Origin of the sequence: Latilactobacillus sp. VITA-14 (genome assembly GCF_046580785.1) — a bacterium.
In the GTDB taxonomy this organism is placed as follows: Bacteria; Bacillota; Bacilli; order Lactobacillales; family Lactobacillaceae; genus Latilactobacillus; species Latilactobacillus curvatus.
Map to the genome: position 1 here is coordinate 104,765 of NZ_JBJKTM010000002.1, position 20,104 is coordinate 124,868.

A 20,104-nucleotide genomic window follows, 5' to 3' on the forward strand; every position below is an offset into this window, starting at 1 on the left:
TCCTAAGTTCACAAAAGTGAAATTAGATTAAGCTAGCAAATTTTTCTAATGTACGGATCATTTGAGCAGTAAAGCCTGATTCGTTGTCATACCAAGCAACAACTTTGACAACTTGGCCTGCGCCACCGCCAACGATTTGTGTTTGAGTAGGATCGAATACTGAACCGAATTCTGTACCAATGATATCTGATGAAACGATTTGATCATCGTTGTAACCAAATGATTGGTTGCCTTCTGTAACTTTCTTAACAGCAGCGTTGATTTCGTCAGCTGTAACTTCTTTGTCAAGAGTTGCAACTAATTCTGTCAATGAACCAGTGATAACTGGGACACGTTGTGCGTGGCCGTCAAGTTTACCCTTCAAGTCAGGAACAACTAAACCAAGAGCTTTAGCAGCACCAGTTGAATGAGGGATGATGTTAGCAGCAGCAGCACGTGCAGCACGTACGTTACCACCACGATCAGGACCATCTTGTAATTTTTGTGTAGCTGTGTAAGCATGGATTGTTGTCATTGTACCAGCTTTGATACCGAAAGCATCGTTAACTGCTTTAGCTAAAGGTGCTAAACAGTTTGTAGTACATGAAGCTGCTGAGATGATGTTATCGTCAGCTGTGATTGTGTCATCATTAACACCGTAAACAACTGTCTTAACAGCACCAGCAGGAGCTGAGATAAGAACTTTTTTAGCACCAGCATCGATATGAGCTTGTGATTTTTCTTCTGATGTGTAGAAACCAGTACTTTCAAGAACTAAGTCAACACCATCATTCTTAACCCAAGGAATATTACGTGCATCTGATTCAGCATAAACTGGAATGTTCTTGCCATCGATAACGATGCTGTTTTCTGTAGCTGATACTTCGTGGTTGAATTGACCATGAGCTGTATCATACTTTAATAAGTGTGCTAACATGTCTGGTGATGTTAAATCATTGATAGCAACAACTTCCAATACATCACTGTTTGTTGCGTAAATACGACGTAAAGCTAAACGACCAATACGCCCGAAACCATTAATCCCTACTTTTGTAGTCATAATAGAATTTCCTCCTTTAGGAAATGAAAAATTTTTTATTTTAAAGGGTTGCCCCTTGTAAAATCGAGTTTGCGGCACCTTCATCCGTGATTAACCACGTCTGTTTAGGTGCAAGGTGCATGTACGCTTGGATTGCTTGGGCTTTAGAAGCACCACTTGCAACCGCCAGTACACACGGAATATTCAATAAGTCACGAATCTGTAATCCGATTCGCGGAATCTTGTACACGACTTCGCCTTGTGCATTGAAGAAGTAACCAAAGGCTTCACCCACCGCATGCTTTTCTTTAAGCATCTTGATGGTTTCAATCGGCATCTCACGACGTTCAGCCATCGCAATGGCTTCACCAATACTGTGTAAAACACCCCGGCTTCGTTCAATTAGTTTTAACACTTCTTGAACACTTGGTTCTTCTAACAAAGGCGCGTACGTCTTCTCACTCACCTGTTCAGGCACATACAATGCCCGATGCTTACCACCTGTCTGCTTAGCCATTTCGGCACAGACTGCATTGGCCTGAATATCAACACTTTCACCAATTCCCCCTCGAGCTGGCACAAAGATTAGATTGCGCTGTTTCGATAGATCAGTTGAAAGTTCATGAGCTGCTTCAGCCATCGTCGTTCCGCCCATCACTGCCACAATACTTTGCCCTTGTGGTAATAGTAATTGTAACGTACTATTGACTAATTTGCCCATTTCGGTGAGGACTTTTGGTTGTTCATCACTATTGCCAGAAACAATCAAGCAATGTTCAATGCCTAAGACTTGACTCAACTGACGTTCAGTCTGATGTAACCCTAAGAATTGATCCATTACTTGTCTTAACTGATCGAGGGTTTCATTCCCCTTCACGGTTAAAACCATACCTGATTTAGACGAATTAAGCAAACCTTGTGCTTTCAGAAAATCCGTCTCAGTCCTAATTACTCGCTCGCTCATCTTCAGTTGTTCCGCAAGCGTTCGTCGGCCAACTGGCGCGAGCCAATCGATATGTTGTAACACCTGGTAACGTTTCTTAATGATACCGACGAAATCTGGCGCAACCGCTTCTATTGCAGATAATTCATCGCGCAATTGCTATCGCCTACTTTCCGTGGGACATAAAATGTCCATCTGTGTCATTAGTCGACCCATGGTTGGCAAAAAATAAAAGGCAACTTACTAAAACTAGTAACTTATCCTTTTGAACAAGACCATTATAACAAGTGCAGAAAACAGATGCAATGCTTTGGGGTTGATAAATACGTTTTCTTTCCGAATATTTTTTAAACGTTGATTCATCGCGATTTATCAAAATTTACACTTGAAATTTCCGCTTAACTCCGCTAATATAATATATTGTACTGTTGAGTACGCGGAATGCGTCGCTAGTGTAATGGATAGCACCCAAGATTCCGGTTCTTGAGATCCGGGTTCGACTCCCGGGTGACGCATAGATATACCTTTTATACCAACGATTATCATCACTTTGTGTGGTTCTTGTGTGGTAAATGTAAAAAGACCTGTCAATTTTATGTTGGCAGGTCTTTTTTGTTGTACTCCATATGTGGTCAATAATAATTGTCTTTTCCTATTACATACTCAAAAAGAGACCACCTAAATTAGGCGGTCTCTTTTCTACGGGTTAAAGCTTATCTTTGAACTGCAACGTTTTGACCGCCAACCATTAAGCAACCACACTCAACCATCTTTTGCATCTGTTCATCTAGTTGCACCATTATATCATGAATTGTCCTTAAATTGGCGCTAGGTTCATGCCGACAGATAAACAAGGGCAAGTCATTCCGAGTGTAATAGTAGCTCATACTGCCAACCACCCCAATACCCTCTTTGTGTAGCTCAACTTTGCCAGTCTCATTAAGAGTTAAATAATATTGCTCATTGATTCGCGCTGGTGCAAATTGTTCCATCTGACTCGCTCCCACTTTTGTTCTGTTCTCATCTTACAACAGATAATTTTTGAATTACATTCTTGACATGGTATTTATCGACTATTAATTGCTTGCGCTTATTAAAGTGGCCAAAAATTGAAATTGGTGCAGCTTCTTTAGCTAAATACATGAAGTTCAAACCGAACAAGATATGGTGTGAAGCTAATTACTTTAACAGCGCTATTGATAGTCCCTTTTAGGCTGACATATTCCATCTTGACCACTCCTTTGGAAGTATATTATACGAACATACATTCGTCTTTGTCAAACATTTATTTTATAATGTTGGTGAGGTGATTGTTTGACTATTAACGAACGTAGTAAAGTTTGAATACTTGTATAAGAAGATGCCCAAACATAATTATTCATTACTGACTGTCAAAAATAAGTTCAACAATGTTTACAATTTTTCCCTTGAAGACGTATTCGGTGCAACTTAGAGCAACGCTCTTGGTTCAGTGCCATTCGATGATTTAGATGAATACAAGAGCGTGTTAAAAAAACTGCTTGCTAGTGGCTTACCTGTTGAGTGTCGTGGATTTAATAATTAGAACAAAAAATCCTGATAGAAATCAACAATCTAATAATCTTAAGATTGATTGCGACAATCTTAGAGATAATCGATAAAATAGTTGATATCATCTCAAAGCTTAACAAGTAAAGAGTAAGGGGGGGCAATAAGCCCCTACTTTCTGTACCCAGGTTATAACACACCTTTCAATTAATTTTTATGCGAAAACTTCTAAATCTAGCTTTAATAATATTGAAATCGAGAGCACACAAAAAAGCCAACCCCACAACTAGTGAGATTGGCAACTTGATAAATAATTATGGTTTAAACACCACTATAACAGCCTTAAATTTGGACCTTTGTTCTCTGTTTTCTCGTCTTGTATAGCAAGATATAGCGAATTCAAAAATTCAAAAGATAAGCCCTCCTGATACAAAGCATCATCTACACTCACTCCCTTGGAAGTTAAGTACTTTAAAGCTGTTTTAATGAACGTGGGGTACTCTATTGGAATCGTATCGTCTAAAGGTTCTTTTTTTCTCCATCCATTCCTACTTATTTGCTGAAAAAGATGTGTCATTCCGCTTTGAGTCAACAGCCCTATTTGTTTACCACGCATAGCTAATGCTTGAACAGAAACTAACCAATGCGACTTCAAAGATTTTAAAAATTCCAGATTTGTAGCTATCATATCCATCAAGATTCCTTCTTCTGGCATTAAGAATAGGCTAGCAAACATCTGCGCTTCACTTTCAATTCTTTTATTTTTTTCACTAGATTTTAAAACGGATTCTGGATATTTCGAATGTAAAAATACATGTCCTAATTCATGCGCTAAGCTGAATCGAATTCTAACAGCACTCTTATCATTCGTATTAATTATGACGTAGAATTGATCGTTTACAACTTTTGTTAAAGCATCTATACCCTCAACGCCCTCTTTTGTAAATACAACATGTATTCCCATTTTCTCCATTAACAGAGTTATGTTGGAAATAGGTCCAATACCTAATTGGTATCTATCACGAACAGATTTTACTAAATCTTCAATTTCATCAGCGCTTATTAGATGAAATTCATCACTACTAATTATTAAATCACTATCTCTAAAGTTAGGTAACTTGATGTATTGCCCAATAACCTTTAGAAAATCACTATATAAAAATATCAACTCTTCCATGGAATTTTTATTTTTATTTGGAACTGCAGCACCCCGTCTGAAAAAATTAGCCGTATTCTCATCTCTCAGTGGATCGCCCTTCAATAAAAAATGATACGGAACTTGTAAGACGGAAGATAGCTTTTGAATGTCTTCAAAATTTGGAACTCGTTTATTGCCTTCCCAATATGAAATTTGCTGTTGTTTTACCTCTCTGTCATCAGAAATTAGTGTAGCTAACTCAGATCCCGTCAGCATTCTTAATAATCTGGCTTGTTTCAACCTTTCGCCTTTAAATTGGCTCAATGGTGAATTCATAATATTATCATCCTTTATTACTTATAGACTCTTTAAACGTTTCAACGTCTATTCCTTTAATTTCAGTAGGGCTCGTTGCAAATTTCCGTGATAAAACTGGAGTTTCTCTCACCAAATCTACAACTCCATACCATTCATTATTATTTTTGGGAATACCTAACCCAATAAACATCGGTTTTTCAGACTGATGCCCGTGATTCAATTCTAAGTATAAACTATCATCCTCGACATCCATAGTCTTATATTCTCCGGAACCAAAATCAAAGTAAGACTGAAAATTTTGATTTTCTCGAATACGATAGCCTGAGGGAATTGCAGGTTTATTTAGGTTTCTACATTGATTAATGGTTAAATGAAACTTTCTTTCTTTGTCATACAGAAGTAAGTATTTATGGTTGCCCGTCGCAACTGCCTTCTCTTCATAATAAAACGGTAAAATTCCTTTATCACAATATTTCTTCATCAAAAACTTAATCGCTTCAGTTTTCATCCTAGACCTTAAACCTTTTGTTCCTACTTGTTCTGAAATGAACACTGTGTCTTTGCTTGTTTTATTTACCAAAAGGTACGCTTTATCCACAATTTCACGTAGCAAAAACTTGTTAGATGGGACAATTAGTTCATTTAATTTTTCTCTTGGATTCTCTTTTTGCATTCTAAAAATATCTTCTCTTTGCACTGATACACCGGCTTTCAATAATCTATACAACAATTATACAATGAAAGCGAAATTTTCACAACAATATACCATAAAAATAATTCACAAAAAAAGCCTAACCCACAATCATAGTAAGTTAGGCTTATTTAATGTCCTATGTTAGTCAAATGATACCCAAACATTATTGGCTGTGCCGACTGGATGTACCGGCATCCAAACTGAGTCCCCTCTGTCTGTTGTCCAGTGACACCAAACATAACCGTCTCGGACTGCGACACGATCATAGTAGATTGTTGTCCGTGCTGGTAGCTTACCAGCGTATGGTGCGCTTAGTGATGGCGTGCCAAGGCGGGCTTGGATTGGTTGGTCGCCGTTAGTAAAGTGCCAGTTTTCCGCCCATTCATTAGAATTGTTTGGCTTTGTTGACGCAGGTACCGCTGGTTTAGGTGTTGATGGCACTGCAGCGGTGCCATCTTCAGGCAATCCAGTCTGTAAGTCATGTGCTAACTTCTGTTTTGTCACCCCGAACCGTGCTAGATAATCGTAGGGATCGGTGTGGTTACCCCAAATATTGTTGGTGACCCATAAGTGCGTCTTAATCCCGCGGCCGTTACCATCTAGTGTGAGCGGAATACCGTATTTGATCGCACTGTTACGGGCTAAGTTAACATAAGCTGCATAATCTTTGGCGAACTGGGTCTTGTCGTACGTGTGGGCTAATTCGATTTGAACAGGTGAAGCGGCGTTGGCAACCGCCCCGGCACCCCAAGCTTGATAACCTTCTGCACCGCCTGAATAGACCTTGCCACCGTCGCCAACATAATACTGAACATAAGATTGTGTGGACAGCCAAGCACGTTTTAAATAACTGGCGTTTTCCCACGCTTTTGATTCGGTACCGACATCGTGCAGAATAATATAATTGTTGCTAGTCTTGTACGCAGACCCTTCGTTGTCTGCAAGCTTATAAGTATTATCCACTGAATAGGCTTGTACGCCGCTTGTTAAATTTGATGCAACTAAAATAGCCGCCCCAAAGGCGACTACTAGTTTTATTAAGTTATTTTTCGTCATTACTTTTCCCCTTTTCCTCTACCTGTTCTGTAAAAACATCCAAATACTTCATTAACCATTTAACATTGATACCTAAATCATGGGCATTTTCTAAAATACTGCCACCTTCATAGGCAATTAGAATCGCCGTATAGATCAGCCCTAAATTAATCGGAATCACTACACCAACATACGGTGCTACATGATCTAATGCTGATGCAACCACGATTGTACATAACGTTGCCAGTTTAATGACTAACCCTTTCAGGTTAACGGCTGATTTCCAACTATGCATTTTCAACGCTTTGGCGTAACCTGTAATTAGATCAGCGCCAACAAGGATGAACCACCAATTAATAATTGGCACCCCACCTGAAAATAGAATATCCATGATGCCACCTCCTTTGACTAAACCCAGCACATCTCCACTTCCTTATTACAAAATAAAAAGCGACTATTGTTTAGCCGCTACAATTTGTTCATATTGTTCTTGCGTGATAGTTTGACATTCATCGACAAAGAAACTTTTAACATATTCGGCAGTGTAAACGCCCCATTCATAACATTGTTTAATCATTTCATACATATTATTTTCCTCCTTTATTGAGTTCAGCAATTTGCGCCACTAATGATCCGGTCATTGTCTGTAGTTGTTTGATAGATTGGTCTTTCTTGGAATTTTCAGATACCAAATTACCAACCATTAATTTGAGTTGATCAACCATATTAGGTTCTGACTTGAAATCAGGATCACTGTGCGTCTCTGCCCAATGATTAATCTCATCTTGAGTTGCAGTTTCCACCCATCGGCCACCTCTAAATTCTAATGCATATGCTGGCTGAATCGGTTGCACATCTGTAAAACCAGATGGCATTACAGCATCAGTATCAATTAAAGATGAGCTGCCATCCCAGATACCATTAGTTGGATATATTACTTTCATTTTTAGTCCTCCTATAATCTAAATACAATATTGGAAACAGATGCCTCGCCATTGGTGCCTTTCATCCAGCAAAAGAACTCTTTAGTAGCTCCTTTGATGAACCCATAATCAGTATACCCATCTGATGTGATGGCAGCCCATGCACCATTAAACTGATTAAAACTCGACATATCTCCGAAACTATCAGGATATTTAAAAACAGTTGCGCTAATCGCGCCTATCGGGGCTGTCGAACTGAAATTCCCTTTATGATAAATAACCCCATCTCGTAAGCGCACACTGATATCACATTTCCAACCATTCATACCAGTGACTTTTACCCATCCAGTATCAGCAATTAACGTCTTAAGTTTTGTATCAACCTCAGCCTTATTATAATAATTTCCTAAATCAGGGATTGTTGGTGGGTTAGTAATTGCACCCCATTGCGTAGCTGGATAGACTGTATTACCACTTGCATCTTGAATTTCAGCAATATATTTTGCCATGGATTACACATCCTTTACTTTTACTAGTTTAATAACAGTCATCCCATCGAATTTCTTCTTATCGACCGCCGACATTAAACCGTTAGCGGTTTGTGTTGCGATGGCTGTTGATCCAGCTGGACCTTGTGGCCCAACTGCGCCGGTATCACCTTTAGGACCTGTAGCTCCTGTGGCTCCTTTTAATGAAGCAAGCCACTGGGCTTCAGTTCCTTTAAAGCCATCTTGAACGGCAATTTGATAGGCCGATAAACCAGTGTCCCCTTTATCGCCTTTATCTCCTTTAGCACCAGTTCCACCTGAGCCACCATGTGTTGCAATGTATCCGTCTAAACCAACCACAGCTTCTGGGTGTGTCTCTGGATAAACCTGTGACTCAGTCCCATCAGCATTAGTGCGCATCAATTTTGAAATTTCTGTCATGCAATATCACTCACTTTCTTTAATTTAATTAAGCTCACACTTTGGATCATCAATCCTTGTGAACGCGGATTAAGCGCATCATTAACCTGTTTCTCATTTGCATATTTGACTGGTGTACTTGCTTTGGTCAAACCGTCGATTCTCAGCGTTTGAAGCTCGTCAACATTAGCCACCGTTAGATGAGTAATGTTGTGTGTTTGTTCGCTATCAAGACGCTCCTTTAACGTTGTATATACAACATTCTTAATATCAGTTCGGGCATTTTTAACTTCTGCATCCTGGGTCAATCCATTTAATGTATTAAGCCATTCTTTGTTTAACTCATCAATCAGTTTTTCCAACTCATCAACCACTTGCTGATCGTCATAGACGTCGGATGACATTTGTTCAACCGCGCGAGCGATTGCCTCGCGGACGTCAATACCATACATTTTTTCCCGAAGCCATTTAGCAAGTTGCTTTACTTCTGTTGATACATGATTTGGATCGATATTATTCGGTACATCAATATGCGTGGGATCTCGATAATTACCCGTCATTCTTGGCGTCTCCTTTCTTTTCTAGTGCTTCAACGCGGGTCACTAAATCTTCATTAGTTGTTTTCTGCGTTGCGTTCAGTTCCGTTTGTTCATTTTTAAATGCTTCCAACGCCTGAACAGACTTGGTAATCATGCCAAACTTTTCGATCATGTCGGCCGTCTGCTTTTCTAGCGCAGTTAATTGCTGGCTGATTGTGGCTAAGTCGACGTTACCAATGTCGCTGATCAGCTTGTCATAGGCGGTTTTTAGTGTGTTCAACTCCGTGGTGGTTTCAGCTAGGTCTTTGGTTAGGGTGGTGACTTTTGTAGATTGAAGTGCCACCTTGACTTTCATCTCTTGAATGGCGACTTCGTTTTTTAACTTAATTGATAACTCGTAGTCTTCCTGACTTAGCAGCTTGTCGCCGATTGAGAGTGTTGAGCTGAGTGGGTTACACAAATCCAGCGACTGGCCGACAATCCGCAAGCGCTCATTAATGCCCATCAAAGGATTAATTGTGCGATGGTAATTACCCGCTTCAAACGTATCAATGGTCTTATCTGTTAAAAGACTGAGGTCAACCGCGCTCACTTGGAACTGCTCTTTGATCAGCCGTTGACTGTCCAGCATGGCTTGCCCTTTTGATTTCAGGATTGACGCGACTTTTACGTCGTCCCAAACCTCTGGATGCACCACACGACCTATCTGATCAACCAACTTTTGTGATACCAAAAAAGGACTGCCAGCGTTGACAGTCTCGATTGTTAATCGTGGTTGTGAAATATCGGTATTACCTTCATCGGCTTGCGTCGTTGTTTCAGCCCGTGCGCCCAGGGGTTTGATAATCGAATACATCGCACTAGGATCAATTGTCCTTTTGATGGATAGCAGATTGCTCGCTAATCGAATCTCTTGATTGCTTTGAATGGCAATCTCAGGCATGTAGTCGAGGTATAACCCGTCCGGTTCGTGGCGCAGTCGAATCTCACCACCGTACTTCGTGATCAGTTTATCTTTAATGGTCTCGTAGGTCGTCTTTGAGTCATCAATCGACTTGTAGACATTATCAGACGGGCTAGTCACTGTAACTTGCCCCAGCTTGATTTTTTTAAACGCATCAACTTGACGGTTATGCACATCAATCATGTGTTGCAAGAACGACTTCAAGTCGTTGTTTGCTAGCGCGTAATAGTCCTGCGTTGAATCGTGCAGAAACGCCAGCAACCCTTCACAGGTGATTTCTTTATTAAACTCACCACTGGTTGCCATCGAATCAGTGGTCGGCAAAACGCGCCCTTCAAACAGCACTTGATTACGTTTAGGAATCGTCACCTTAACGAACGTTGTCATCCCCTTGAAGTCGTTGTAATAGAGTGACTTGGGACTAATACTAAATTGAAACGAATCAATCGCATCGATATCCCGCGTAATCTTAGCCGTTAAAAGCTTGGTGTCGTTCAGGTTCTCCGAATGGATTGTGTGCTCCGCGCCGTCCCAGCCATCTCTTACCGTCACCCGATACATATTAGATCAACTCCTTATGCCAATTAAATGCTAGTTTACCCGTGCCAATCACGGTGATGGTAATCTCACCGGTTGGCAACATAAAATCCGGACTGCTTGACGTGCCAGCGTTAAGCGTAAATCGTTGTCCGCCTACTTCAATCGTGAACGGCGCACTGGCGATCAGTTCGGGCGAGATAGACGTGGCTCCGATGTTAAACAGCGTAATGGTGCGTTTACCGACGATATCAAACTCAGTATTCTGCGCGATATCCGTTTCGAAGTTGAATTCGTCCCAAATGTCGTTGCCTTCCGCCAGTTCATCGATGCGGAACGGGTAACACGTAAATTCAACCGACAATTTACCATAGGCGCGCATCTCATCCCATGAGGGTTCTTTCTGCACCTCGCCCAGGTAATAATAGTTGTGCATGATGTCGTCTTTCAGCTTCACTTTTTGCGCCGGTGCCATCAACCAATTAACGACCTGCGTCCATAACGAATATAGACGCTCTTTGGATTGGTCTTCTCCATCACGCACAATAAACGTGATTTTCATGGTGCGCTCCTTATACGTCTGGCCACCGTATAGATCACTGATATCCAAGACGGTGTTGCTAAACGGGATTGCCTGCGTGATTTTATTCTTGGCGGGCATCCCCACCGTTTTGGCTTGCACGTCCAAACCAAAGTCGTTGGATCTGTGCCCATTGAATTCAATCCCGTATGAATACTTAGATTTTATTGTCAATTGCAACTCCCCTTGCTTTTAGTTGATTGCGACGTGCTCGTTCTGTCGACCCGTATTCTTCATACGCTGGAGAAAATGACGAACCATCGACTACAGTACGTTTATCGGCAATGATGCGGAGTAAGTCAAGCATTTCCGCGCTGTTGGCTACGTCTTGGGTTGGTGCTGAATAGGTGTTGTAAACCGTTGGCGTTGGGCGCATCATCTGCGCGAGGTTGTTGCCAGTCAAAGCGGCCGGTTCGTCAAATGCAATGGCGGGCGTCATTGATAGGCTCAACTTGTCGGCCATACCTGAAACGGTTGATTGAACCGCACGAAATGCATCTTGCAAACTCTTATTTAATCCGCCCATGATTGCACTCCCGGCTGGGACTAACAACTTTGCATCGTAACTAATTGGACCTTTATGCTCCTTAATCCAACCAGCAATACCGCTAACGAATCCTTTGACCTTTTCAAATGACGCCTGTAATCCGCCAAGAAATCCATTCATGATGGCGTGTCCGGCGCTGCTTAAATTAATGTTACCGAGACTACCGAAGATTGACTTGATGCTACCTACGATGCCTGAAATAGTTGTCTGTGCCACACGAACTGCACCAGTAATGCCAGCCCAAACACCTGAAATCGCGGCTCTAAGCGCTGACCCGGCTGCTTGCAATCCACTCCAAGCGGCTCGAATGCCACTTACTGCACCACTAATCCCACCGCCAGCAATCGACACTGAGGACTTAATCCCAGACCATATTGCAGACAACATTGACCCAAGTGCGGAGCCTGCCGCTCTCAGTGATGTCCAAACACCCTTAATGATTTCAATTGCGGCTGAGATACCACTACCAGCGACCGAAATAGCTGATTTAATCCCGTTAAAGCTGTCGGAGATAATAGCTCTCAAGGTGGTGCTGACACCACCCAGATTGCCGAATAATCCGACAAGTTGACCAATCCAACTGGCTACAGTCGTTAATACCGGCGCAATAAAGTTGAAGGCGGCGACCAGAACTTGAATAACCGGCGTTAAAAATCCGATTGCAATTCGAATGGCATCGAATGCGATTGAAATACTCGACAAGATGCTTTTGAACACCCCGCCTAAAAAGGCGCCCACTATTTGAAGTGCTGGCATCAGTGCACTGGCTAATACTGAAATGAGTGGTTGGGCTGCATTCCACAATCCGACAAACGACGTGATTACATTTGAAATCGCTGGACCGATAACGCCCATCATTGTGCTAAAGCCGGCAGTAACAGCTGGCACAATCGCCGACACTAAGTTTTGCAAACCACTGAAATCAAGCTTGGTAAATGCGTCACCAATCATTTGCACAATTGGTGTAATCGCACCTACAACGGTCGTGAATAGTGCTGGTAGTTGCGTGAAGACTGTCCCTAACGTGCTTGAGATAACCGGCCCAATCGATTGGAAGATTGATTGCAATGCTGTTTTAACCGTTGATCCAAATTGCGTCACTGTTGACATAATGCCACCCAATGACGCGGTGACAGCACTTGGGCCACCTGCCATGCCTTGTGTTAATCCACTGATCAGTTGTTGCCCACCCGCCATGAAGCTGGGGGCGGCATCTGCAATGAATGTCGTGATTGCACCAGGTAACGCCTTTAAAATGTTACCGACCATCGGAATGAAGTTGTTGAATAAGAATGTTGATGTTGTTTCTGCCAAAGCTTGTAGCGATGGCCCAATATCTTGCCCCAGTGACAACTTACCAAGCACGTTGGAGAGTGAAGCTTTCATCGATTCAAACGAACCACTAAACGTGCTGGCGGCTTCTTTGGCAGTCGTGCCAGTAATGTCCAATTCACCTTGTACAACATGGATTGCGTTGTAAACGTCGGCTAAATTGCTCATGTCGTATTTCTGGCCGGATATCTTCTGTGCATCGGTTAAGAGCCGTTGCATTTCTTCCTTTGTCCCACCATAACCAAGCTTCAAGTTATCGAGCATGGTATAGTTCTGCTTGGCGAAACCTTGGTAAGCGTGCTGGATATCGCCAATGCTCGTCCCCATCTTGTTGGCATTATCGGACATGTCAATCATGGCCATGTTACCGATGTCGGCCGCCTTTTCGGTGTCACCGCCAACGGATTGGAGCAAGCTAGCACTAAAGCTGGTCACGTTTTCCATGTAGGCATTCGCAGACAGCCCAGCCGTCTTATATGCTTCATTGGCGAAACCTTTAACCTTGTCGGCACTGCCCTTGAACAGTGTTTCAATCCCGCCAAGCGATTGTTGGAGGTCGGCACCTTCCGACAATGATGACGAGATAATTTTTCCCAGTGTAGCACCAACGGCGGCCACACCAGCAATTGCGGCAAGCTTAATGCCGGTGCCAATTTTGGAGCCGGCACTCTTACCCGCTGAATCCGCCTCAGGATCTAACTGTCCTTTGATGGCACCGCTAAGGCCTTTGGCTGATGGCACAATTTGAACGTATGCTTGTCCAAGCTCAGTCGCCATTTGGTCCACCTCCTGTGATTAATCTGTTTCTAATTCGTTCGTAATCCTCGCCAGAATCAAAAGTGACTGCCGAATCTGCAGATTGCTTTTTCTGATTGCCCATAACGGCATCTAGGATTGATTGCGGCCTTTTGGCACCGCGCTCAGCATCCTTAGACCGCGACCACAACAACAGGTTCACCGCATCTAGAATCCCCATGAGCACTTGCGTATTGACTGGCACTGCTTGCTGGTTCATCTTCAATTTGATGCGTGAATCATTGCGCAAATTACACGAAAAAGCAGCCACCGTTGATAATGGTAGCTGCTGATAGTCGTATATTTGGTAGGTTTCAGCGAGATCACTGATTAAGGCATCTTCGTCCAGCTTAATCATCTTGGCAAGGATCATTAGTTTTTTGTTTGTTTTTGACTCTGTAAAATCTCTTTGATTTCATCCGCCATCGCTTCGGGTGGCACAATGCCATCAAGTTTTCGCACATGGTTTTTCAAACGCTTAGCACCATCATCACCCAAAAGTAATTTAATTACTCTGGGCAAGGCCATTGCATCATCTTCAAGCTCGCTAAGCGCTTCAAGCAGTTCATAATTTTCTAACTGCTCTTTTGAGATTGAAAATTTAAATCCCGATTTCGTTTTTCCTTCTAAAAACATTATTTAGCCCCCATGGTTGACTTATTTTCTGTTCCAGATGCTGGCGCACCTTCTGGATCAGTTGTTGCCTTTGGCTTTTGCATATATTCGTAATGAGTATTAGCTTCTGGTGTGTCATCCGGCATTGCAGATAAGGTTGTTTCGTAACCAACTGCATCCCCATCGGCATAGGTGATATCACCAATTTCAGAAACCTTCCCGTTCGGAATAACAATTCGTTTCAAGTTACCGTCCTTTAGCACCATATCGAATACAAGCACATGCTCTTGCAGTTCGATGGCGTTTGCCTTAATTTCGATCATCGTATCCAACGTGCCTTTCACATTGTCAGGCCCATAGACTTCTTTTAACACTTCAACGTTTGTCGCTTCCAGCAAGGTGTATTGGAAGGTATCTTCCTTTTCAGTTTGTGTTGAATTAACAACAGCGCCACCCCACGCCTTGATTGTTTCAGCCTTACCCGAGTTCGTATTAACTAACCCGTCGTCTGAAATGTACCCTAATCCTTTGTATGCATCGGGTAATTTGGTAATGGCGTCTTTAGGAAGTTCCGTCCCTTTTGGCGCGGTATAAATCGCACCACCAACTTTTGGTTTGGCGGTTGTTACATTACTTGCATCTGCCATTAATATGCCTCCTAATAATAATTAATATCAAATACCGCTTGATAGCGGTATTCCTTAGTTGTCGTATCTGTGAAATCGTAGTCGCTGTTGAGGCTAACCCCGCTAATTACATCCAGCGTGATCAAGTCTTCAACAACCCGCTTCAATTCTTCATTCAACATGCCGGCTTCGTATTTTGACTTGCCGTAGCTTTGGAATGCAAAGGTGCCAGAAAGCAGATGGTTCTTTTTGGCACCACCTGTTTTTTCAAAAATAACGTAGCTAGCTGGCATCTTGTTTTGGCGGTCGGTGTAAGCCGGCACAGACAAGTGCGTGTTCAAAAAATCTAAAATAGTGACTTCAATCATTAGCGCACCGCCTTTAAGATGGTGTTGTTTTTCATGTTGTCGCGCTTCGCCTTAATGGTTTCAGCGCGCACCATTGCATTGGCACGGTTCTTGCCGACGTAAATGTCTTGTTCATAACCATCACCGCACCGCTTGCGAATAGCAGCTGCCCGCTCCGTCAAGACGGCTTGCATCTCAGGCGACTTTAGCAGCTGTCCAACGCCAGCGTAATTAAGAGCAAATCCTTTTTTACTCATAACGCTCCACCATCACTTTCTTGTTCCAATCGAGTGGGATAAGCTCGTCGATGCCTTCGAGTGGAATGCCAAACACCTTCCAGCGCTGGCCGAAAAACTCAACTGGCTTGTTTTCCCAATCGTGGGTATCACCCTTGGGGATTGCAAGCGTGTAAATCGCCTTGCGCCCCGTCAAGTTAAGCTGGTTCGTGATATCATCGGCCGATGCTGGGGCAACGAGTACGTTGTCCACTTTGACCGGCTTATCTTCTACGATTGGATTGCCAAGCGGGTCTCTGACCGTTTCAACCTGGTCAATTAATGTGATCGTGATCCCTTGTATCTTCCGCATAAAAATCAATCACCCCATATCTTTGCCGTTTTAAGCCTAACCGGCTCAATTCAGAATTTTTGATGAACATCCCGCCACCAGGTACGAGGTATGAACCTGAATAGGAGTAGCCAAGTGCGCTTTGAGTCATCTGTGTCATTGGTTCTTGATTGGTGGATGTCATCAATGTGCGTGCAATCACATCCACTGTGACTGAGCAAGCAACGCTGGCGTAAACTTCATCAGATGCGACCATCTTGTCTAAATCCTTACCAACTTTGCGCGCTTCAAGTCGTAGTGCGTTTGAAATGACATCCAAAAGCGCAGTTGCTCTGGCCGCCTCATCTTGCTTCAACTTGCGCCACATGGTCTCAACGTTTTCAATTGTTGCGAATGGCTTCATGCCATCACTCCCCTTGGCTCATCATCAAATCATAGAGCACTTGTTTTTTAGCTTTAGGATCATACTTGATGCCTTGCGCGTCCAGTTCTTGCATAATTTGGTTGCGAGTGACACCATCGAATCCGGCCATGTCTTCACTAACTGCTGGTGTTTCCGGTTCTTGTTTGGGTTCATCTGCTGATACCTGTGTTTCCGCAGGCTGTTCCACTTTTTCTGCTACTTTAGGTGCTGGGACGGGTGCTTGTCCCACTGGTTCGGATTTATCAATCCGTACCCAGTTGGCACCTGAAATTTTGCAATCTGTCATTAAAATAAAGCCTGTTTTTGTGTTTTGATATTCCATGATTAAGCCTCCACTTTAGGTTTGATAACACGTGCAAATTGAGTACCATCCATGATGCCCCAGCCAACATAAGTTTCTGAACGTAGGTAAACTTGGTTGTGCCCTTTCAAATCTTCGCCAGAATTATCAGGATCACCATAAGGGATAACTTCCAATGGGATTTCTTTTGCATAACCCCATTTGAACATGTTGGCAAAGTCACCGACGATTGCTAAATCATCGCCACCACCCGAAACGGTTCTGTTAATATCTGTAGGTAATCCATTAATTGAACCAGGGTTAGCACCCCAAGTTAATTCAGGGAACACACGCACATCATCTCTAGTCCGCATTGCAGATAATGCGGCTGACATTACGGTATCCATCGCCATCCCAGTTACAGAGCCCTCTGAGCCTTGCACCATACCAACTGCTGCTTCAATATTGGCATCTGGATTAGCCTTGTCAAAATCAACAGTTTGCGTCACTTTTCCATCAAAACTATTGTTGCCAATGATCGTTGAAGCTACCTTTGTTCGTGGATTAATGCCATGAAACGCCATCAAGTCAATCCCACGCGCTAACTTCAAGGCATAGCCTTCATTGAATGCCTTCAAAATTTCAATCTTACGTTCTTCTGAGGCAAACATAAATTCTTCCGATACACGAGCACCATATTCTACTTTAATTGGCACGATCGTCACTGGTGCGAGCGTCACACCACCATGTGTTTTCTTCCCATTTTCGGCTACGATATCAATATCTTGGTCCATTGAGAACGTGAATTCTTTGCTGCCATCGAACGGTACTGGTACTTGTTTCGCCAGAACCGCAAGGGAGCTTTTGCCCTTCACCTTGTTCACTAAGTCAGTCACTAATTCTGGATCAAATAAACTTGCTTTTGATAATACTCCCATTTTCTATTCCTCCATATTCATGTTTTCGAGTAAACTTCTATACTTTTCATTTCCGTCAGCGCCCTGATGTCCTTCTGGGTCAGCAAGCGGTGGCGTTGGGGTCATTGGTTTCATGAACCCCGATAGACGTTCGGCATCTTTGGTAATTGCCTCTTCGTTATCACCTTGCAGCCGATCAGCTAGGTCAATTGGCAAGCCATTTTTTAGGGCAATTTTTGTCCGTAAATTGGCTGTTTCGAATCCTGAAATTTTAGCCATCATGTCGGCTTTTTCTTGGTCAAACCCTTTGACCTTTTCACTGGTTTCGCTGACCGTCGTTTGTAGGGCCGAATTTTCGGCCGTCAATTCTTCGTTGCGTGATTTCAATTGGTCGTAGTCCGCATATTTTTCCTTTACACGTTCGATGCGGTCCTTGATAATCGCGTCTAATTCCTCTTGCGTTTCGATTGTTTTAAATGTCATGTTAATGTCCTTTCCCAGCTTTTCCCGGCTGTATCGGTAATTTTTGACACTAAAAAACGGCACCTAATAGATGTCGTTTTAATATCTGACTTTTTGTTTTGCTTTTGGTTTAAACTCGGTGCAAGCCCAGTGTGCTAGCATCGCGCTATCCATAAGACTAATGTCCATATCATCAAACTGCGACCGATATCCGAATCCACCGTTGGTACCGATATTCCGCTTATCTGAGTTGGTCACGACTTTGGTTAATGACGGTTGCCCAGCGTGACAGATTGTCCGTTGATAAATCCCGTTTTCCCATAGTGAGTTGGCCTTAATAACCTCTTTTACGGTTGGTAGTACGGCACCTTTAATCTTACTATCGCGTAAGTCATCATCGAGCATCTTTTGACCAGCAGCACCATCAATCACGATTTTTGAAACGTCAGCTTCTTTCAAAAAGCCGATTATCCAGTGATCACCATTTCTTACCGATTGGCAATCGATTGTTTCAATAAAAATCTTGCCTGATAGTGTGCGGACCGCAACACTCATAGCAACGTTGGTGTTGTCATTGCCGTACTTAATCCCGACAAACAACTTGCCCTTAAATACAGGCATAGCCTTAACCAGCAGTTGTCGCCAATCCCGTTCGGAAATGGCGGACTTCTGATTGTATTTCGGCCAATAACCAAGCCGTTGCACATTATGATCTAGCTTGTCATCTCCAAGTTCAGCTTCAATTTTCCGTTCGGTTAAGTGATACCCCAATGACGGATTCGACTGATACCACGCATCGACATCGTGAATATCGGTCATCTTTTCAACAGACCATTCCGCCCAACCTGAATACTTGCTGTTTCCGAACAAGGTGCTCTCCCGATAACTTGAGAAAACTGTCCCGCTCGAAACAGGGGTTGGCGGTGTCCCACACATGATGGTCATTGGGTTGTCACTATCGGTGACGGTGTATTTCAAAGCTGATTCTTGTTCGGTGGTGTACTCTTGGGCTTCATCAATAATCAGGATGTCAAAGCCTTCACCCAAACCACCGCTGGATGTCCGCGTTCTAAACTGAATAACGCCGCCGGTTGCATAAAGTTCAAGTCGCTCCTGCCCTTTTGCCTTAATGGAATTAAAGTCGTCACCCTCGACATATCCGCTCTTCTCTAAATATTTTTTTAGTTTTTCGAATGAAGAGTGTGACGTACTAATCCGGTGGGCGGTATGCAAGATATTCAAGCCTTTTTTAAGCGCCCACATTTCAACCGCGTAAATAACTTCGGTCTTCCCATTACGGCGCGGGATTGAATATCCAAACTTTTGATGCGTCCATAATCCGTCTTGATCAACGGCCATGACGTGTTCTAGCATTTCAGCTTGCCATGCGTAAAATTCATTACCGGTTTTTTCGTAAATCTCGACCGCTTCGCGATACATGGATTCGTGATATGGCAATATTACCGATTGAGTAGGATGCTGATTGCCAAATCGAACTGTAGTAGTCATGGCTCAGTCCTCCTTCAATCTTATCCGCAGTTTAACGACATGCTTAGGTCGATTGGTGTCATTAAAGCTTAATGCACTGGTTTTCAAACTTCTTGTAAGCATCAAAATAGATTTCGTCGCGATTACCGTTATAGGTTACTTCGTAGTACATCCCATCGGTAACACTTGTGCTAAGCAGTGCCTTGTTATTTTGCAATGTTTTACAACTCCAAACGACAAATACACCTTCGGGAATGATTGGCGCCGCGGCATCAGTTCTATCCATATGTGAATTCGTGTAATCCGCAACGAGCCGTTTGCATTTTTCAATAAAATCTTGTGAGTCCATTAGTCTACTACCTCCCATTGATCACTAAATAATTCAATATTTGTTTCACGCCAAGGTACTCGACCGAATCGACTTTCGACATATAAATAAGGGGCTGTCATTTTACTATGTTCATCTGGAAACTGTGCACGAATAACAACGTCATCGCTCCATTGAGGGGGTCGCATCCCTTTTCCTCGTTTCACTTGTTCAAATGCTTTTCCAAATTCCATTAAGCTTTCCTCCTAAATT

General features: G+C 42.8%; 28 protein-coding genes and 1 tRNA gene. 1 reads left to right on the top strand and 28 read right to left on the bottom strand.

Features of this window, described 5'->3' with window-relative positions; translation table 11 throughout:
* Positions 1-22 precede the first annotated feature (22 nt).
* Together gap and ACF1X7_RS01630 are read right to left on the bottom strand one after the other, a co-directional pair.
* On the bottom strand, positions 23-1,039 hold the full coding sequence (gene gap, locus ACF1X7_RS01625) for a type I glyceraldehyde-3-phosphate dehydrogenase (RefSeq protein ID WP_004270957.1): 1,017 nt from the start codon (positions 1,037-1,039) through the stop codon (positions 23-25).
* A 40-nt stretch (positions 1,040-1,079) separates the two neighbouring features.
* Positions 1,080-2,117, bottom strand: coding sequence for a sugar-binding transcriptional regulator (locus ACF1X7_RS01630; protein ID WP_039098166.1), 1,038 nt, complete (start codon positions 2,115-2,117; stop codon positions 1,080-1,082).
* Between the two features lie 287 nt (positions 2,118-2,404).
* On the opposite strand from ACF1X7_RS01630, the gene ACF1X7_RS01635 reads away from it, so the two are divergent.
* Positions 2,405-2,476 (top strand) — tRNA-Arg (locus ACF1X7_RS01635).
* A gap of 198 nt (positions 2,477-2,674) precedes the next feature.
* Here ACF1X7_RS01635 and ACF1X7_RS01640 read toward each other — a convergent pair.
* The 26 genes from ACF1X7_RS01640 to ACF1X7_RS01765 form a co-directional block, all read right to left on the bottom strand.
* On the bottom strand, positions 2,675-2,953 hold the full coding sequence (locus ACF1X7_RS01640) for a hypothetical protein (RefSeq protein WP_076647352.1): 279 nt from the start codon (positions 2,951-2,953) through the stop codon (positions 2,675-2,677).
* 866 nt (positions 2,954-3,819) lie between these two features.
* Complete coding sequence (locus ACF1X7_RS01645) at positions 3,820-4,962, bottom strand: helix-turn-helix domain-containing protein (protein ID WP_277851198.1); 1,143 nt, start codon at positions 4,960-4,962, stop codon at positions 3,820-3,822.
* A gap of 7 nt (positions 4,963-4,969) precedes the next feature.
* Positions 4,970-5,641 carry a hypothetical protein gene (locus ACF1X7_RS01650; RefSeq protein WP_411162369.1) on the bottom strand — a complete coding sequence of 224 codons (672 nt, stop codon included), beginning with the start codon at positions 5,639-5,641 and terminating at the stop codon, positions 4,970-4,972.
* A 138-nt stretch (positions 5,642-5,779) separates the two neighbouring features.
* Positions 5,780-6,694: an N-acetylmuramoyl-L-alanine amidase gene (locus tag ACF1X7_RS01655; protein WP_411162370.1), complete on the bottom strand. Its 915-nt coding sequence runs from the start codon at positions 6,692-6,694 to the stop codon at positions 5,780-5,782.
* Entirely contained in the window at positions 6,681-7,064 is a 384-nt protein-coding gene (locus tag ACF1X7_RS01660) for a phage holin family protein (RefSeq protein WP_069468380.1), read from the bottom strand. Before ACF1X7_RS01660 ends, ACF1X7_RS01655 begins: the two co-directional genes overlap by 14 nt.
* A 63-nt stretch (positions 7,065-7,127) precedes the next feature.
* Positions 7,128-7,259, bottom strand: coding sequence for an XkdX family protein (locus ACF1X7_RS01665; protein ID WP_411162371.1), 132 nt, complete (start codon positions 7,257-7,259; stop codon positions 7,128-7,130).
* Position 7,260: 1 nt separating this feature from the next.
* Complete coding sequence (locus tag ACF1X7_RS01670; RefSeq protein ID WP_411162372.1) at positions 7,261-7,617, bottom strand: hypothetical protein; 357 nt, start codon at positions 7,615-7,617, stop codon at positions 7,261-7,263.
* A gap of 11 nt (positions 7,618-7,628) precedes the next feature.
* Positions 7,629-8,105: a hypothetical protein gene (locus ACF1X7_RS01675; RefSeq protein WP_411162373.1), complete on the bottom strand. Its 477-nt coding sequence runs from the start codon at positions 8,103-8,105 to the stop codon at positions 7,629-7,631.
* Between the two features lie 3 nt (positions 8,106-8,108).
* Positions 8,109-8,525, bottom strand: a complete 417-nt coding sequence (locus ACF1X7_RS01680; protein ID WP_411162374.1) for a collagen-like protein — start codon at positions 8,523-8,525, stop codon at positions 8,109-8,111.
* Entirely contained in the window at positions 8,522-9,064 is a 543-nt protein-coding gene (locus tag ACF1X7_RS01685; RefSeq protein ID WP_411162375.1) for a hypothetical protein, read from the bottom strand. Before ACF1X7_RS01685 ends, ACF1X7_RS01680 begins: the two co-directional genes overlap by 4 nt.
* Entirely contained in the window at positions 9,054-10,568 is a 1,515-nt protein-coding gene (locus ACF1X7_RS01690; protein ID WP_411162376.1) for a phage tail protein, read from the bottom strand. Before ACF1X7_RS01690 ends, ACF1X7_RS01685 begins: the two co-directional genes overlap by 11 nt.
* Position 10,569: 1 nt before the next feature.
* A complete protein-coding gene (locus tag ACF1X7_RS01695; RefSeq protein ID WP_254669689.1) occupies positions 10,570-11,298 on the bottom strand; it encodes a phage tail family protein in 729 nt (242 codons plus the stop codon).
* On the bottom strand, positions 11,282-13,780 hold the full coding sequence (locus ACF1X7_RS01700; protein WP_277851190.1) for a phage tail protein: 2,499 nt from the start codon (positions 13,778-13,780) through the stop codon (positions 11,282-11,284). Before ACF1X7_RS01700 ends, ACF1X7_RS01695 begins: the two co-directional genes overlap by 17 nt.
* Positions 13,770-14,156: a DUF5361 domain-containing protein gene (locus ACF1X7_RS01705; protein ID WP_277851189.1), complete on the bottom strand. Its 387-nt coding sequence runs from the start codon at positions 14,154-14,156 to the stop codon at positions 13,770-13,772. Before ACF1X7_RS01705 ends, ACF1X7_RS01700 begins: the two co-directional genes overlap by 11 nt.
* Before the next feature lie 14 nt (positions 14,157-14,170).
* Positions 14,171-14,434 (bottom strand): hypothetical protein, encoded by a 264-nt coding sequence (locus tag ACF1X7_RS01710; protein WP_076789038.1) that lies wholly within the window; start codon positions 14,432-14,434, stop codon positions 14,171-14,173.
* Positions 14,434-15,060 carry a phage tail protein gene (locus tag ACF1X7_RS01715; RefSeq protein ID WP_111447763.1) on the bottom strand — a complete coding sequence of 209 codons (627 nt, stop codon included), beginning with the start codon at positions 15,058-15,060 and terminating at the stop codon, positions 14,434-14,436. The genes ACF1X7_RS01710 and ACF1X7_RS01715 overlap by 1 nt, the downstream gene beginning before the upstream one ends.
* Before the next feature lie 11 nt (positions 15,061-15,071).
* Entirely contained in the window at positions 15,072-15,407 is a 336-nt protein-coding gene (locus ACF1X7_RS01720) for a hypothetical protein (protein ID WP_076789044.1), read from the bottom strand.
* On the bottom strand, positions 15,407-15,643 hold the full coding sequence (locus ACF1X7_RS01725) for a hypothetical protein (protein WP_076789047.1): 237 nt from the start codon (positions 15,641-15,643) through the stop codon (positions 15,407-15,409). Before ACF1X7_RS01725 ends, ACF1X7_RS01720 begins: the two co-directional genes overlap by 1 nt.
* A complete protein-coding gene (locus ACF1X7_RS01730; protein WP_076789049.1) occupies positions 15,636-15,974 on the bottom strand; it encodes a hypothetical protein in 339 nt (112 codons plus the stop codon). Before ACF1X7_RS01730 ends, ACF1X7_RS01725 begins: the two co-directional genes overlap by 8 nt.
* Complete coding sequence (locus ACF1X7_RS01735; RefSeq protein ID WP_076789052.1) at positions 15,937-16,356, bottom strand: phage Gp19/Gp15/Gp42 family protein; 420 nt, start codon at positions 16,354-16,356, stop codon at positions 15,937-15,939. Before ACF1X7_RS01735 ends, ACF1X7_RS01730 begins: the two co-directional genes overlap by 38 nt.
* 4 nt (positions 16,357-16,360) lie before the next feature.
* Entirely contained in the window at positions 16,361-16,699 is a 339-nt protein-coding gene (locus ACF1X7_RS01740) for a hypothetical protein (protein ID WP_076789053.1), read from the bottom strand.
* A 2-nt stretch (positions 16,700-16,701) separates the two neighbouring features.
* Entirely contained in the window at positions 16,702-17,595 is an 894-nt protein-coding gene (locus ACF1X7_RS01745; RefSeq protein ID WP_076789056.1) for a phage major capsid protein, read from the bottom strand.
* A gap of 3 nt (positions 17,596-17,598) precedes the next feature.
* Complete coding sequence (locus ACF1X7_RS01750; RefSeq protein WP_277851188.1) at positions 17,599-18,057, bottom strand: phage scaffold protein; 459 nt, start codon at positions 18,055-18,057, stop codon at positions 17,599-17,601.
* Between the two features lie 78 nt (positions 18,058-18,135).
* Entirely contained in the window at positions 18,136-19,545 is a 1,410-nt protein-coding gene (locus tag ACF1X7_RS01755; RefSeq protein ID WP_277851187.1) for a DEAD/DEAH box helicase family protein, read from the bottom strand.
* 61 nt (positions 19,546-19,606) lie between these two features.
* Positions 19,607-19,873, bottom strand: coding sequence for a DUF6275 family protein (locus ACF1X7_RS01760; RefSeq protein WP_277851186.1), 267 nt, complete (start codon positions 19,871-19,873; stop codon positions 19,607-19,609).
* Positions 19,873-20,085 (bottom strand): hypothetical protein, encoded by a 213-nt coding sequence (locus tag ACF1X7_RS01765; RefSeq protein WP_277851185.1) that lies wholly within the window; start codon positions 20,083-20,085, stop codon positions 19,873-19,875. Before ACF1X7_RS01765 ends, ACF1X7_RS01760 begins: the two co-directional genes overlap by 1 nt.
* Between the last annotated feature and the right edge of the window lie 19 nt (positions 20,086-20,104).

What these genes read in the sequence shown, in the direction of transcription:
- gap (WP_004270957.1), bottom strand. Translation starts at nt 1,039, where the DNA reads ATGACTACAAAAGTAGGGATTAATGGTTTCGGGCGTATTGGTCGTTTA.
- ACF1X7_RS01640 (WP_076647352.1), bottom strand. Translation starts at nt 2,953, where the DNA reads ATGGAACAATTTGCACCAGCGCGAATCAATGAGCAATATTATTTAACT.
- ACF1X7_RS01645 (WP_277851198.1), bottom strand. Translation starts at nt 4,962, where the DNA reads ATGAATTCACCATTGAGCCAATTTAAAGGCGAAAGGTTGAAACAAGCC.
- ACF1X7_RS01655 (WP_411162370.1), bottom strand. Translation starts at nt 6,694, where the DNA reads ATGACGAAAAATAACTTAATAAAACTAGTAGTCGCCTTTGGGGCGGCT.
- ACF1X7_RS01660 (WP_069468380.1), bottom strand. Translation starts at nt 7,064, where the DNA reads ATGGATATTCTATTTTCAGGTGGGGTGCCAATTATTAATTGGTGGTTC.
- ACF1X7_RS01665 (WP_411162371.1), bottom strand. Translation starts at nt 7,259, where the DNA reads ATGTATGAAATGATTAAACAATGTTATGAATGGGGCGTTTACACTGCC.
- ACF1X7_RS01670 (WP_411162372.1), bottom strand. Translation starts at nt 7,617, where the DNA reads ATGAAAGTAATATATCCAACTAATGGTATCTGGGATGGCAGCTCATCT.
- ACF1X7_RS01675 (WP_411162373.1), bottom strand. Translation starts at nt 8,105, where the DNA reads ATGGCAAAATATATTGCTGAAATTCAAGATGCAAGTGGTAATACAGTC.
- ACF1X7_RS01680 (WP_411162374.1), bottom strand. Translation starts at nt 8,525, where the DNA reads ATGACAGAAATTTCAAAATTGATGCGCACTAATGCTGATGGGACTGAG.
- ACF1X7_RS01685 (WP_411162375.1), bottom strand. Translation starts at nt 9,064, where the DNA reads ATGACGGGTAATTATCGAGATCCCACGCATATTGATGTACCGAATAAT.
- ACF1X7_RS01690 (WP_411162376.1), bottom strand. Translation starts at nt 10,568, where the DNA reads ATGTATCGGGTGACGGTAAGAGATGGCTGGGACGGCGCGGAGCACACA.
- ACF1X7_RS01700 (WP_277851190.1), bottom strand. Translation starts at nt 13,780, where the DNA reads ATGGCGACTGAGCTTGGACAAGCATACGTTCAAATTGTGCCATCAGCC.
- ACF1X7_RS01705 (WP_277851189.1), bottom strand. Translation starts at nt 14,156, where the DNA reads ATGATTAAGCTGGACGAAGATGCCTTAATCAGTGATCTCGCTGAAACC.
- ACF1X7_RS01710 (WP_076789038.1), bottom strand. Translation starts at nt 14,434, where the DNA reads ATGTTTTTAGAAGGAAAAACGAAATCGGGATTTAAATTTTCAATCTCA.
- ACF1X7_RS01715 (WP_111447763.1), bottom strand. Translation starts at nt 15,060, where the DNA reads ATGGCAGATGCAAGTAATGTAACAACCGCCAAACCAAAAGTTGGTGGT.
- ACF1X7_RS01720 (WP_076789044.1), bottom strand. Translation starts at nt 15,407, where the DNA reads ATGATTGAAGTCACTATTTTAGATTTTTTGAACACGCACTTGTCTGTG.
- ACF1X7_RS01725 (WP_076789047.1), bottom strand. Translation starts at nt 15,643, where the DNA reads ATGAGTAAAAAAGGATTTGCTCTTAATTACGCTGGCGTTGGACAGCTG.
- ACF1X7_RS01730 (WP_076789049.1), bottom strand. Translation starts at nt 15,974, where the DNA reads ATGCGGAAGATACAAGGGATCACGATCACATTAATTGACCAGGTTGAA.
- ACF1X7_RS01735 (WP_076789052.1), bottom strand. Translation starts at nt 16,356, where the DNA reads ATGAAGCCATTCGCAACAATTGAAAACGTTGAGACCATGTGGCGCAAG.
- ACF1X7_RS01740 (WP_076789053.1), bottom strand. Translation starts at nt 16,699, where the DNA reads ATGGAATATCAAAACACAAAAACAGGCTTTATTTTAATGACAGATTGC.
- ACF1X7_RS01745 (WP_076789056.1), bottom strand. Translation starts at nt 17,595, where the DNA reads ATGGGAGTATTATCAAAAGCAAGTTTATTTGATCCAGAATTAGTGACT.
- ACF1X7_RS01750 (WP_277851188.1), bottom strand. Translation starts at nt 18,057, where the DNA reads ATGACATTTAAAACAATCGAAACGCAAGAGGAATTAGACGCGATTATC.
- ACF1X7_RS01755 (WP_277851187.1), bottom strand. Translation starts at nt 19,545, where the DNA reads ATGACTACTACAGTTCGATTTGGCAATCAGCATCCTACTCAATCGGTA.
- ACF1X7_RS01760 (WP_277851186.1), bottom strand. Translation starts at nt 19,873, where the DNA reads ATGGACTCACAAGATTTTATTGAAAAATGCAAACGGCTCGTTGCGGAT.
- ACF1X7_RS01765 (WP_277851185.1), bottom strand. Translation starts at nt 20,085, where the DNA reads ATGGAATTTGGAAAAGCATTTGAACAAGTGAAACGAGGAAAAGGGATG.